We start from the raw sequence: 13083 nt of genomic DNA on the forward strand, positions 1-13083 counted from the left end.
GACAAAGGAGATACTGGTGAAAAAGGTGACAAGGGAGACACTGGAGCTCAAGGAATTCAAGGAATCCAAGGTGAGAAAGGTGATACTGGTGCTACAGGACTAACTGGAGCCAAAGGTGACACTGGTGCGACTGGCGCCCAAGGAATTCAAGGTGTAAAAGGTGATACCGGTGCAACTGGTGAGAAAGGTGACAAAGGTGATACTGGTGAAAAAGGTGACAAAGGAGACACTGGCGCGCAAGGAATACAAGGTGTCAAGGGTGACACCGGAGCAAAAGGCGATCAGGGCGACAAAGGTGAAACCGGAGCTAAGGGAGACCAAGGCGACAAGGGAGACAAAGGTGATAAAGGAGATACTGGTGCAACTGGAGCTACGGGAGCAACTGGAGCCAAAGGTGATAAAGGAGACAAGGGTGATACTGGTGCAACTGGAGCCAAAGGAGATACTGGTGCAACTGGAGCCAAAGGCAATCAGGGCGACAAAGGTGACACTGGCGCTAAAGGTGACCAAGGCGACAAGGGCGACACTGGAGCTCAAGGAATACAAGGTGTCAAGGGTGATACCGGTGCTACTGGTGAGAAAGGTGACAAAGGAGACACTGGCGCGCAAGGAATACAAGGTGTCAAGGGTGACACCGGAGTAAAAGGCGATCAGGGCGACAAAGGTGATAAAGGAGATACTGGTGCTACTGGAGCCAAAGGTGATAAAGGAGACAAGGGTGATACTGGTGCAACTGGAGCCACAGGAGATACTGGTGCAACTGGAGCCAAAGGCGATCAGGGCGACAAAGGTGACACTGGCGCTAAAGGTGACCAGGGCGACAAGGGTGAAACCGGGGCTACAGGTGCGACTGGCGAGAAAGGTGACAAGGGAGACAAAGGTGATAAAGGAGAAACTGGTGCAACTGGAGCCAAAGGTGACAAAGGAGACACTGGAGCACAAGGAATACAAGGTGTCAAGGGTGACACAGGAGCTAAGGGAGACCAAGGCGACAAAGGTGAAACCGGAGCAACTGGAGCCAAAGGTGACACTGGTGCTAAAGGTGACAAAGGCGACAAGGGTGACACTGGTGCTACAGGAGCAACCGGAGCTACTGGTGCGCTAGGAATTCAAGGGGTAACCGGTGCCACAGGAGCAACTGGAGCCAAGGGTGACAAGGGAGATACCGGAGCCAAAGGTGACACTGGTGCGACTGGTGAGAAAGGAGACAAGGGAGATACTGGTGCAAAAGGTGATCAGGGCGACAAAGGTGAAACCGGAGCTAAGGGAGACAAAGGTGATAAAGGAGATACTGGTGATACTGGTGCAACCGGAGCAACTGGTGCTACTGGTGCTACTGGTGCTACTGGTGCCACAGGCGACAAAGGAGATACTGGTGAAAAAGGTGACAAGGGAGACACTGGAGCTCAAGGAATTCAAGGGATCCAAGGTGAGAAAGGTGATACCGGAGCTACTGGTGCAACCGGAGAGCAAGGTATCCAAGGTATAAAGGGTGATACCGGTGCTAAGGGAGACCAAGGCGACAAGGGCGACAAAGGTGAAACTGGAGCTACTGGTGCGACTGGCGCACAAGGAATACAAGGTGTCAAGGGAGACACTGGAGCTCAAGGAATTCAAGGGATCCAAGGTGAGAAAGGTGATACCGGTGCCACTGGAGAACAGGGTATCCAAGGTGTAAAAGGTGATAAAGGAGATACTGGTGCGACTGGCGCACAAGGAATACAAGGTGTCAAGGGAGACACTGGAGCTCAAGGAATTCAAGGGATCCAAGGTGAGAAAGGTGATACCGGTGCCACTGGAGAACAGGGTATCCAAGGTGTAAAAGGTGATAAAGGAGATACTGGTGATACTGGTGCAACCGGAGCTACAGGAGCCAAAGGTGATACCGGTGCGACTGGTGCTACTGGTGCCAAAGGTGATCAGGGCGACAAAGGTGAAACCGGGGCTACTGGTGCGACTGGTGAAAAAGGTGACAAGGGAGATACTGGTGCAACCGGAGCAACCGGAGCTACTGGTGCTGCTGGTGCGCTAGGAATTCAAGGGGTAACCGGTGCCACAGGAGCTACTGGAGCTACTGGAGCCACAGGTGATAAAGGAGAGCAAGGTATACAAGGTGTAAAAGGTGATACTGGAGCTCAAGGAGAGCAAGGTATACAAGGTGTCAAAGGTGATACCGGAGCCACAGGAGCAACTGGTGCTACTGGCGCTCAAGGAATTCAAGGTGTCAAGGGAGACACTGGAGCTCAAGGAATTCAAGGGATCCAAGGTGAGAAAGGTGATACCGGTGCTACAGGCGCCAAAGGTGAAACTGGAGCAACTGGTGCTACTGGTGAGAAAGGTGACACTGGCGCTCAAGGAATACAAGGTGTCAAGGGTGACACCGGAGCCAAAGGAGATACTGGTGCTACAGGAGCCACAGGAGAACAGGGTATCCAAGGTGTAAAAGGTGATAAAGGAGATACTGGTGCACAAGGAATTCAAGGTCTAAAAGGTGACACTGGAGCTACTGGAGCAACTGGTGAGAAAGGAGATACTGGTGCCAAAGGCGACAAGGGAGACAAAGGTGATACCGGTGCTACAGGTGCTACTGGTGCACAAGGAATTCAAGGCCTAAAAGGTGATACTGGAGCTCAAGGAGAGCAAGGTATACAAGGTGTCAAAGGTGATACCGGAGCCACAGGAGCTACTGGAGCAACTGGCGCTACTGGTGCCACAGGCGACAAAGGTGATAAAGGAGATACTGGTGCAACCGGAGCAACCGGAGCTACTGGTGCTGCTGGTGCGCTAGGAATTCAAGGGGTAACCGGTGCCACAGGAGCAACTGGTGCCAAGGGTGACAAGGGAGATACCGGAGCCACAGGAGCAACTGGTGCTACTGGCGCTCAAGGAATTCAAGGTCTAAAAGGAGATACTGGTGCTACAGGACTAACTGGAGCCCAAGGAATACAAGGTGTAAAAGGTGCTACGGGAGCAACAGGAGCTAAAGGCAACAAAGGAGATACCGGTGCGACCGGAGCAACTGGAGCTAAAGGCGACAAGGGTGACACTGGTGCTACAGGAGCAGCAGGCCCAGCAGGATCGGATGGTATTGATGGTGCTATTGGACCTAAAGGAGACAAAGGGGACACTGGAGCTACTGGTCCAGCCGGTGCTGCAGGTACCAACGGAAATGATGGCGCCACAGGACCAACTGGCCCCACAGGTGAAAAGGGAGATACAGGACCTCAAGGAGATAACATGATAAAAGCTATAGGAAAAATATCCGCAGCGGGAGGAATTGTAAAGGCTACCTCTGGAATAACGGTAACCAAATTATCCGGCAATGGACATTATAGAATAAACTTACCCTCAGGTATGGTTTCAAGCGCTAATTATATTATTCAACTAACGCAGCCCGATCGTAATGGAGCGGGTAATGATAACCCTGGAATAGGATATATTAATCAAACATCCTCCAGTTTTGAAGTTATTATTGGCGACAATGATAATGGAGCATCAGACAGGGTAAGGTTTAATTCTGAATTTATGTTTATGATTTTGGATTTCTAGGTAATAATGATGATAAGAATTTTTAACATATTCATATTGTTCAATTTCGCTTTGGCCTTGGAAGCACAAGTAGACGGAAACTTACTGTTGACCGTACATAACCTGAATGCCACTGAGTTGGCCGGTGTAGCCAGTCCCATTACAGGAAGTTTGGCATTCAATAGTACTACTAATTCCTTTACGAATTATGACGGTACTGCATGGACCCAAGCCTCCACAGATATTTACATTGGCGACATCAAGACCGGTTTTAGCAATTCGGATCACGATGGCTGGTACGTACTGGATGGACGCAGACTCAATAGACTGCCTTCCAATGCCAGAGCAGCCGCCTCAAATCTCGGATTTAGGGGAAGGTTACCCAATGCCCAAGATGCGCTACTAAAACAAAGTAATGGTAGTCAGGGTCTTGGCGACATCGGAGGAAATAGTCAAATAACGCTTACCCAAGCCAATTTACCCAATGTAGATTTCTCGGGTACTACATCTTCCAATGGGAACCATAACCATAGCATGTCCGGTTATTTTAGTGACGAAAGAATAAGAAACAATGTAGATGCATATAGAAATTTATTACTGGCGGGTGGTAGTATTACTTCTAGCACAGACGGCAATCACAATCACGGTTTTACTGTAAATAGTGGCGGATCATCTGTTGCTATAGCCCAATACCAACCATTTATTGTGGTAAATACATTAATTTATTTAGGTGAATGAAAAATAACTTATTAATTCTTCTATTTATTATTTTGGCGATTCCCTTTTCCAGGGCCCAAACTCCAACTGCAGAGGAATTGGTTACCGTTCATTCAGTAACCAATAGCACCGCCATGACCAGTATTAGTGGAGCTTCTGCCGGGGCATTGGTATTTAATCTAGCCGACAAGAACTTATACATTTTTGATGGAACAAATTGGAAGGTGGTTGGTGCAAATGGACCCGAAATTGGACGAACCAAACATAGTTTTCAATCTGCAGATCATGGAGGATGGTATTTATTGAATGGAAGGTCTTTGACCAGCTTGTCCAGTTCCGCTGCCAGTGCTGCCAATAGCATAGGTATTACAGGAAATCTTCCAGATGCTACGGACCGCGTTCTAAAACATCCCAATTCAGGGGAAAGCCTAGGGGATATAGGGGGTGCAGCCAGCACAACACTAAACCAGGCCAATTTGCCCAATGTTAACTTTACGGGTACCACTAGCTCAAATGGGAACCATAATCATGACTTTTCGGGATATTTTTCTTGGGAATCCATTAGACATAGTTCCGATGCCTATAGGGAAGTCTTACTTAGTGGTGGTACTAACAGTACCAATACTACTGGAAACCATACCCATAGTGTAAATGTAAATAGTGGTGGTTCCAACCAGCCTTTCGATCAATATCAGCCTTATTTGGTCGCAAATACATTTATATATCTAGGTGTTTAATTTAAAATAAATTTATCTGTAGTAGATGACTAATAATTTCGATCATATAATTTTTAATAATAAAGGCATCCCGGACTATACAAGGATCTGCAAGGTATTCCCTTATATAATAGCCATGCTATTATATGTAATTCCGTATGTAACGCGCGCCCAAATAGATCCTGGACTTTTGCTGGGACTAAATACGGCGACCACTACAGAAATGAACGCCATAAATGGATCTATTACGGGATCCATGATCTACAATACAACAGATAAGAAAGTATACTATTACAATGGAACCAATTGGGTAACCCCATCAAATGACAACTGGTTATTGGATGGGAATACTGCTGTGTCCGGAGCATCATTTTTAGGAACTAAAAATGATGTAGCCATGGATATTAGATCCAACAATACCAGTATACTAAAATTTGGTAGGCGACAAACCCTTGGTTTAGTCCAAAATTATCCGGATTATACGGACCAAAATCAATATTTAACCTATGTGGGCGGCGCCAACGGTGTATCTGCCCTGCAATTCCAAGCAGATGCCGCCTCCTTCTATAAGCCCATGTTCTATACCAATACCGACGGTAATTTTAGGCTTAAAGGTAGTGCGGCAGGAACCGATTTTTTTGAAATTGGATCGACAGGTACCGCAAATAATGGACAGGTAGAATTTATAATTGGCGATGACGGTGCGGAACCCTTTATCTTTAAAAGATATGATTACAGGGATGGTCTCCTCAAAGAGCTTTTCCGGGTTCAGGGAAGCAGTGATTCCCAAAATGCACTGCCTAGGGTAGGTATCAATACAGGATCTTTGGCCAATTCAACCTTACAAATTAATGGCTCAATGTCTACTGGAATTACTACTGCCGGAAGTAACCTAACCTTGAATGAAAGCCATCACACAGTAATTATTAATTCCAATATTTCCATTACCCTCCCAGCCGCAAATGGAGCAACGGGTAGAGTATATGTCTTAAAAAATATTACACAGCAAACTTTGACCATGAGTCCCTATATAAATGAAATAGGGGATTCAACTACAGAATTGACCTCCAAAACCGTAATTTGGCTACAGAGTGATGGGACCCAATGGCAGTTAATTAATCGCTTGGGAGGTCAAAATGGAAATGGTGGCAGTAACCCTGACGGCACCTTGACCACAGATTTGATCGTTTATACTTTCCAAGACCAATGGAACAGTGGATTCATGTTACAATTTGGGAATAGAACCAATTCCCCAATAGATTACAGGATCGTAGTTGAAAATGTCCCTTATGACAGGATCCCAAACCTAAATTTAGGCAACCACACCCACCAGGTAATAGATAACGGGAATGGTACCTATAACCACATATTTAGAAGTACACAGGCACTAGGTGCTTATGACAATACCACCATAAGAGGATCCAGAGTTTCCCCTAGAGGCATTGGGGATAGTTGTAACTGTGTCTCATTTTATAGATTATAACGAAGTAAAAAAATATTGAACATGCCTCCAATAAATTAATTTAAGAAATACCCGATTAATTAAGCCTTAAGCAGCACAGTTAATGATATATGACGAAAGAATGGCCCGCCCTGGCACAAAAGATAAAAACAAACAATTAGACAAGTACAACATATAATGGTAAAGTCACCCACATTCCAGAAACCTTATGAACTGTATTAAAAACATATTTATTACAATTATATTCATAGGTGTATTGTTAGGTAATGCGCAGGACGCAGTGCATAATTATGGCAATATACAGGTCCATGAAACGGCCATGGTGGGTTTCCATATGAACGTAATCAACGACGGGACCTTTGATGAAAATTTAGGTTTGGTAGGCTTTTATGGCGATAACGACCCCTTGACCATTTCCGGAGCCTTTACTCCCGTATTTTATGATTCCGAGGTAGCTGTCAATGCAGGTCTCTATCTGGAAACGAGCGTAGGGATACTGAATAATTTCAACTTCATACATGGCAATGTATTTACCCCCAGGAATCGTTCCAATGTTTTCCTAAATTTTGCCGATGATTCATTTTATGTGGGTGAGGGAAACAATACTAAAATTGATGGCTACGGGGCTATTGCCAATAAGGAATCCTTTACTTTTCCGGTTGGGGATGATGACCGAATTCGACCTTTAACGATAACTTCGGAAAGCGTTAATGCGTTGGCCAAATGTGCCTATTTCTTTGTTGGCCCTGATAACTTATCCAGTTTCAACGAAAATTTTGATACAGGGGCAAAGGATTTTAACGTGGCCGCAGTTAGCAATCAGGAATTTTGGCGCCTGGAAGGCGACTTGCCAAGCACCGTTACCCTAAGCTGGGACAACAGGAGCAATATAGGCAAGCTGGCGAATTACATTAGTGACCTAATCGTGGTAGGTTGGAGCAAAAGTCAGCAGAAATGGATCAATCTCGGGAATTCCGCTTTGGAAGGTGAATTTTCCTTTGGAACTTTAAGCTCGGATACGTTTGTTCCAAATAATTACGAGATAATTACCATTGGAGGGGTTCTGGATATTAATGAAAGTCTTACCACCATAGACTTGGGCAATTATTTTTTAACGCCTAACGGCGATGGCACCAACGATTATCTTGTAATAGACGGCATAGAGGAATCCCCCAACAATCTACTACAAATCTTCAATAGATACGGCGTATTGGTATATTACAAAGAAAACTATAGGGATGAATTTGAAGGTATCTCCAATAGGAATATGCTGGTCAAAGGGGATATTGGATTGCCTTCGGGGGTATACTTCTACATTATTACCCTAAACGATCTAAAAATAAAGCATCAGGGCTATTTATATCTTTCCCAAAATTCCCAGAATTAAAAATTGCTTACACTTCCACATCTTTATCAGCCACTAATTTTTACTATGGTTTTAATAAGGACAGGTATTGCCTGTTCCAAGAAAAATCCTCCCAAATCTCCCCTATCCCAACCAGTAATTCCTCATTGGTCCTAACCAAGTCTTACAGAAATTAAGTAACTTTATAGTTTCAATTTTGTTCATATTTCCCGAGTTAAAGGAATCATTGCCCATGGTAGGTAAAACATGGCAATATTTTTGGGGTAATTGGAATACATGAATTGCTTAAAATTATATAATTAATACCCTATGCAAAGAAGATCTTTTATCAAAAAAAGCAGCTATACCGGTCTTGCCCTTTCACTACTGCCAGGCCTCACCCTTAATCAGGAAACAGAATATTCAGTAGCCGAATTAATGGGCAAAGTGGATATTAAATTATATGGTGAGCACATCAATTTAAGAAAAGAAGCCCATGATGCCTTTGTAGAGATGAAAAGAGCTGCCTATAGTGAGGGCATGGATCTAAAAATTGTATCTAGTTATCGTAATTTTTATCGCCAGGAAGGTATTTGGGAACGTAAATACCTGCAGTTTACGGAAGAAAAAGGAATGACCAAGTTGGGTGCCATTGAAAAAATCATAGAATATAGCACCATCCCCGGTACCAGCAGGCACCATTGGGGAACAGATATAGATATCATTGACGGCTATCCAAAAACAACTGGGGATGTTTTGGTGCCCGAAAAATTTGAAGAAGGGGGCCCTTTCCACCTATTAAAAAAATGGATGGACGATAATGCCAACAAATATGGCTTTTATTTGGTTTATACGGATAATCCTAAAAGAAAGGGATTTAAATATGAACCATGGCATTATAGCTATGCCCCACTTTCCGTCCCCATGTTAAAGTCCTTTAGACGAAGGAATATTTTTAAGCTATTATTGGAGGAAGACATAATAGGGAAGGAAAACTTCACCACAGGATTTCTAAAAGGTTACATTCAGAACAATATTTTGGATATTAATCCAGATCTCCTATAATTAGTTTTTGTAATTTCATAACTGTGACATAAAAATTACAAATGAGAAGAGGTAGTTGGAAAATCAGGATATTCATAGGCTTGGCAATTGTGGCCTTTGCCTTTATACAGCGCTGTAACAACAAGGAGGAAAATCCTTATACCGGCAGGATTCAGAACATAAATATGAGCACGGAGCAAGAAGTGGCCATTGGCCTGCAAAGTGCACCTGAAGTGGCACAGCAGTATGGCGGTCTATATCCCGATGAACGATTGCAGGCTTTTGTTGATCAGGTGGGCAATAAATTGGTAAATAACAGTATTGCCAGGGAAACCCCATATAAATATGATTTTCATTTATTGGCAGATGAGCAAACCATTAATGCCTTTGCTTTACCAGGTGGTCCCGTATTTGTAACCTATGCCCTCTTCTCCCAATTGAACGAAGCTCAGCTAGCAGGAGTTTTGGGACATGAAATTGGACATGTAATTGGCAGACATTCCGCAGAGAGGATTGCGGATAGTAACTTTTGGCAGACCATAAGTATGGGAGCGTCCGTTGGCGCAGACGCCGGTGGAATCGTAAATAGTATTGGCCAAAATACCCTATTGACCAATGGCCGGGAGGATGAATTGGAAAGTGATGAATTGGGAGTGCTTTTTATGATACAATCTGGCTATGACCCCTATGAAATGATTAAGGTAATGGAAATTTTAAAGGCCGCGGCCGGTCCAAACAGAGTACCCGAATTTCAAAGTACACATCCTGACCCCGATAATCGCATTGAACGGATAAAAGAGGCCATTGACCGAATTAAGGGCCAACAATAGCCAAATTCTCTTTTCAAGATTAGAATTTAAGTGTATTATTAGTATATTGCACCGGAACCAAATCTTATTACCCACACAAATTTAACCCTTATAGCTTTGATTTACAATCATTTAAATGAGACTATATGGGAACTTTATTACATTTTAAGAACATTTATGTATCGGCATTCGAAAATTGTAAACCAGAATTCGTAGTTGTATTATTAAAGATCTACTCCGTATTCTGTATGGCAATGCTGTCCATGGCACTTTATGCGTTATTATTTAGGGCCTTTACCGGATTTGAATTCTAGACCATTTAATTTGCTCTTTTACCTGAACACTATAAAAGCAAATTGAGGTAATAAAAAAAACCTATCGAATACATTCGATAGGTTTTTTTTTACTGCATTCGCAACAACTATTTCTTCTGTAGGCTAGCGTTGATTACCTCCAAGGCCTCGTTGGCATTGGATATTTCGGCATGTTTCTTGGCATTGTAACCATTATCGCACTTCGTTTTAAGATTGGCCCCATTGGCGATAAGAATCTCCAGAATTTCCACTTTGTTGTAACGTGCGGCAAAAATGGCAGGTGTTTTTCCCAAGGATTTTTGATTAACATCTTCACCTAACTCAATTAGTCGTTTAACTGTTTCCAAATCTCCTTGGACGATGGCCTTACAAAAAGAACTTAGTTCCCCTGGCTTAACCATTATTCCCGATTCAATTTGGGCGTAAAGACTGTTACTACTCTCGGCACGAACGCCTGCAACCATAAACAATAAAGCAATGGCGACTGTTAAAATTGTTTTTCTCATGATGAATAAGATTAATTAGTGATTATTGATTACCCTAACAGACTCCATAACGTTTAATTTGTTTCACTTTTTTCCTTTAAATAACAAAATTTTAACAAAAAATCCGCTTCCCCCCTATCTATTAAAGAAAATGCTCTGTGTATATAAAATTTTAGAAAAAGCTGCCCAAAATTCTAGCAATCCATATACAATAGTTTTATTTTTGACACTAACAACAAACATAATATGAACAAGAAAGTAATTTTAATGATTTTGGATGGATGGGGTAAATCTCCAGACCCTAAAGTCTCCGCCATAGAAAATGCCAATACGCCCTTTATAGACTCCCTTTATACCAAATACGCCAATTCCAATCTCCTCACCGATGGAATGAATGTAGGGTTGCCTGAAGGACAAATGGGCAATAGTGAAGTGGGCCATATGAACCTTGGGGCCGGCCGAATAGTATACCAAGATTTGGCAAAGATAAACCTGGCCATTGATCAGGATACCTTAAAAGACGAGCAAGTACTAAAAGATGCGCTGCTGTATGCCAAAAACAATGACAAACCGGTCCATTTATTGGGATTGCTCAGTGATGGAGGCGTACATAGCCATACCTCCCACCTTAGGGGACTTATTGATGCCAGCGAAAGCTACGGCCTTACAAAAACCTATATCCATGCCTTTACCGATGGTAGGGACGTAGACCCTAAAAGTGGAATTGGGTATGTAGAAGCGCTGAATAATTATTGCTCCGACAAAAATGCAAAACTGGCCAGTGTTATTGGCCGTTATTATGCCATGGACCGGGACAAGAGATGGGAACGGGTAAAATTGGCCTATGACCTATTGGTGAATGGTGAAGGACAAAAAACAACCAACGTTGAAGAATCCATCCTGGCCAGCTATGCATCCGGGATTACGGATGAATTCTTAAAACCATTATTGGTCACTGATGATCAAGGGGCCCCCTTATCTACTATTAAAAATGGTGATGTTGTAATCTTTTTCAATTTTAGGACAGACCGTGGTAGGGAGCTTACCCAAGTGCTAAGTCAGGAAGATATGCATGAACTCAACATGCATAAATTGGACCTATATTATGTTACCATGACCAACTACGATGATTCTTACAAGGGAGTGAAAGTAGTTTATGATAAGGATAACATTAGCGAAACCTTGGGAGAAACCTTGGCCAAGGCCCACAAGAAACAAATTAGAATAGCAGAAACCGAAAAATACCCACATGTTACCTTTTTCTTTAACGGTGGCAGGGAAGTTCCATTTGAGGGGGAAGAGCGAATTCTATGTCCGTCCCCCAAGGTAGCAACCTATGATCTAAAACCAGAGATGAGCGCCTACGAAATAAGGGATGCCATAATTCCCGAGTTGAAAAAAGGAGAGGTAGATTTTGTATGTCTCAATTTTGCCAACCCCGATATGGTTGGGCATACCGGAGATATGCAAGCGGCAATAAAAGCTTGTGAGACTGTGGATAGTTGTGCGGAATCCGTAATTAACGCGGGTCTGGAAAACGGATATACCACTTTGGTCATTGCCGATCACGGAAATTGCGAGACCATGATAAATCCGGACGGTAGTCCAAATACGGCACATACCACAAACCCAGTCCCTTTAATTTTGGTAGACAAAGAATTGAAGAGTATAAAGGATGGTGTTTTAGGTGATATTGCACCTACCATTCTTAAGCTAATGGGTGTTCCACAACCGGCATTGATGACAAGAAACCCCTTGGTGTAATTATTTTTCAGCTTTCAACGTATTTGCAAATACCTCTAAACGTGCAGTTTTAAAAGTATTGTTTTACATTTGCATTCTATGATAAAGATCAAGACTTTAGAAGAGATAGAATTAATGCGCGAAAGTGCATTGATCGTGAGCAAGACTTTGGGAATGTTGGCCAGTGAGGTTAAGCCAGGGGTTACCACCTTAAAGCTAGACAGCATGGCAGAAACATTTATAAGGGATCACGGTGGTGTCCCGGGTTTCTTGGGATTGTACGATTTTCCCAATTCATTGTGCATGAGCCCCAATGCCCAGGTGGTCCATGGAATTCCCAATAGCACCCCTTTGATGGAAGGGGATATTATCTCTATAGATTGCGGGGTCCTTAAAAACGGCTTTTATGGGGATCACGCCTACACCTTTGAGGTCGGGGAGGTCGATGCCGAAACAAAAAAACTGTTACAGGTCAGCAAAGAATCCCTATATGTGGGGATACGTGAATTTAAGGTCGGAAACCGTGTAGGAGACGTTGGTTATGCCATTCAACAGTATACCGAAAGCCATGGTTACGGTGTGGTCAGGGAATTGGTGGGTCACGGATTGGGCCGGGAAATGCACGAAGATCCAGAAATGCCAAACTACGGCAAACGTGGACGCGGCAAGAAATTTGTAGAAGGCATGGTTGTGGCCATTGAACCCATGATTAATTTAGGCACCAGAAGAATAAAGCAACTAAAGGATGGCTGGACCATTCTAACGGCAGATAATAAACCTAGTGCTCATTTTGAGCATGATGTTGCCATCATAGATGGAAAGCCCGAGTTATTATCCACCTTTGCTTATATCTATGAGGCCCTGGGAATAGAAAGTGACGAGGAAGCGGAATTCCGCCAAAAAGCTCTGGTGCTATAACA

The 13083-nt window shown here is 43.4% G+C and carries 11 protein-coding genes; 10 read left to right on the forward strand and 1 reads right to left on the reverse strand.

Features of this window, described 5'->3' with window-relative positions; translation table 11 throughout:
• From B9Y87_RS22370 to B9Y87_RS21940, 8 genes are all read left to right on the forward strand, one after another.
• Nucleotides 1-3549: beta strand repeat-containing protein (locus tag B9Y87_RS22370; RefSeq protein WP_217807513.1), on the forward strand; the 3549-nt coding region annotated here is incomplete at its 5' end.
• Between the two features lie 6 nt (nucleotides 3550-3555).
• Complete coding sequence (locus B9Y87_RS12545) at nucleotides 3556-4266, forward strand: hypothetical protein (protein WP_139827223.1); 711 nt, start codon at nucleotides 3556-3558, stop codon at nucleotides 4264-4266.
• Nucleotides 4263-4982, forward strand: coding sequence for a hypothetical protein (locus tag B9Y87_RS12550; RefSeq protein WP_085499352.1), 720 nt, complete (start codon nucleotides 4263-4265; stop codon nucleotides 4980-4982). The genes B9Y87_RS12545 and B9Y87_RS12550 overlap by 4 nt, the downstream gene beginning before the upstream one ends.
• A gap of 25 nt (nucleotides 4983-5007) precedes the next feature.
• Nucleotides 5008-6444, forward strand: coding sequence for a hypothetical protein (locus tag B9Y87_RS12555; RefSeq protein ID WP_085499353.1), 1437 nt, complete (start codon nucleotides 5008-5010; stop codon nucleotides 6442-6444).
• 187 nt (nucleotides 6445-6631) lie between these two features.
• Nucleotides 6632-7810: a T9SS type B sorting domain-containing protein gene (locus tag B9Y87_RS12560; protein WP_085499354.1), complete on the forward strand. Its 1179-nt coding sequence runs from the start codon at nucleotides 6632-6634 to the stop codon at nucleotides 7808-7810.
• A gap of 288 nt (nucleotides 7811-8098) precedes the next feature.
• Nucleotides 8099-8833, forward strand: coding sequence for a M15 family metallopeptidase (locus B9Y87_RS12565; RefSeq protein WP_085499355.1), 735 nt, complete (start codon nucleotides 8099-8101; stop codon nucleotides 8831-8833).
• A 41-nt stretch (nucleotides 8834-8874) separates the two neighbouring features.
• The gene (locus B9Y87_RS12570; protein ID WP_085499356.1) at nucleotides 8875-9642 is read left to right on the forward strand and encodes a M48 family metalloprotease; all 768 of its coding nucleotides are present in this window, start codon (nucleotides 8875-8877) and stop codon (nucleotides 9640-9642) included.
• A gap of 125 nt (nucleotides 9643-9767) precedes the next feature.
• Nucleotides 9768-9935 carry a DUF6747 family protein gene (locus tag B9Y87_RS21940; RefSeq protein ID WP_176225629.1) on the forward strand — a complete coding sequence of 56 codons (168 nt, stop codon included), beginning with the start codon at nucleotides 9768-9770 and terminating at the stop codon, nucleotides 9933-9935.
• Between the two features lie 107 nt (nucleotides 9936-10042).
• Here B9Y87_RS21940 and B9Y87_RS12575 read toward each other — a convergent pair whose 3' ends face one another.
• Nucleotides 10043-10441 carry an ankyrin repeat domain-containing protein gene (locus B9Y87_RS12575; protein WP_085499357.1) on the reverse strand — a complete coding sequence of 133 codons (399 nt, stop codon included), beginning with the start codon at nucleotides 10439-10441 and terminating at the stop codon, nucleotides 10043-10045.
• 225 nt (nucleotides 10442-10666) lie between these two features.
• On the opposite strand from B9Y87_RS12575, the gene gpmI reads away from it, so the two are divergent.
• Together gpmI and map are read left to right on the forward strand one after the other, a co-directional pair.
• The gene (gpmI, locus tag B9Y87_RS12580; RefSeq protein WP_085499358.1) at nucleotides 10667-12184 is read left to right on the forward strand and encodes a 2,3-bisphosphoglycerate-independent phosphoglycerate mutase; all 1518 of its coding nucleotides are present in this window, start codon (nucleotides 10667-10669) and stop codon (nucleotides 12182-12184) included.
• 78 nt (nucleotides 12185-12262) lie between these two features.
• On the forward strand, nucleotides 12263-13081 hold the full coding sequence (map, locus tag B9Y87_RS12585; RefSeq protein WP_085499359.1) for a type I methionyl aminopeptidase: 819 nt from the start codon (nucleotides 12263-12265) through the stop codon (nucleotides 13079-13081).
• The last annotated feature ends 2 nt before the right edge of the window (nucleotides 13082-13083 follow it).

It is taken from the genome of Arenibacter troitsensis (genome assembly GCF_900177645.1).
Taxonomy (GTDB): domain Bacteria; phylum Bacteroidota; class Bacteroidia; order Flavobacteriales; family Flavobacteriaceae; genus Arenibacter; species Arenibacter troitsensis.

Excerpts from the sequence above, each read along its gene's own strand:
- B9Y87_RS12545 (WP_139827223.1), top strand. The coding sequence starts at position 3,556 with ATGATGATAAGAATTTTTAACATATTCATATTGTTCAATTTCGCTTTG.
- B9Y87_RS12570 (WP_085499356.1), top strand. The coding sequence starts at position 8,875 with ATGAGAAGAGGTAGTTGGAAAATCAGGATATTCATAGGCTTGGCAATT.
- map (WP_085499359.1), top strand. The coding sequence starts at position 12,263 with ATGATAAAGATCAAGACTTTAGAAGAGATAGAATTAATGCGCGAAAGT.
- gpmI (WP_085499358.1), top strand. The coding sequence starts at position 10,667 with ATGAACAAGAAAGTAATTTTAATGATTTTGGATGGATGGGGTAAATCT.
- B9Y87_RS12560 (WP_085499354.1), top strand. The coding sequence starts at position 6,632 with ATGAACTGTATTAAAAACATATTTATTACAATTATATTCATAGGTGTA.
- B9Y87_RS12550 (WP_085499352.1), top strand. The coding sequence starts at position 4,263 with ATGAAAAATAACTTATTAATTCTTCTATTTATTATTTTGGCGATTCCC.
- B9Y87_RS12555 (WP_085499353.1), top strand. The coding sequence starts at position 5,008 with ATGACTAATAATTTCGATCATATAATTTTTAATAATAAAGGCATCCCG.
- B9Y87_RS21940 (WP_176225629.1), top strand. The coding sequence starts at position 9,768 with ATGGGAACTTTATTACATTTTAAGAACATTTATGTATCGGCATTCGAA.
- B9Y87_RS12575 (WP_085499357.1), bottom strand. The coding sequence starts at position 10,441 with ATGAGAAAAACAATTTTAACAGTCGCCATTGCTTTATTGTTTATGGTT.
- B9Y87_RS12565 (WP_085499355.1), top strand. The coding sequence starts at position 8,099 with ATGCAAAGAAGATCTTTTATCAAAAAAAGCAGCTATACCGGTCTTGCC.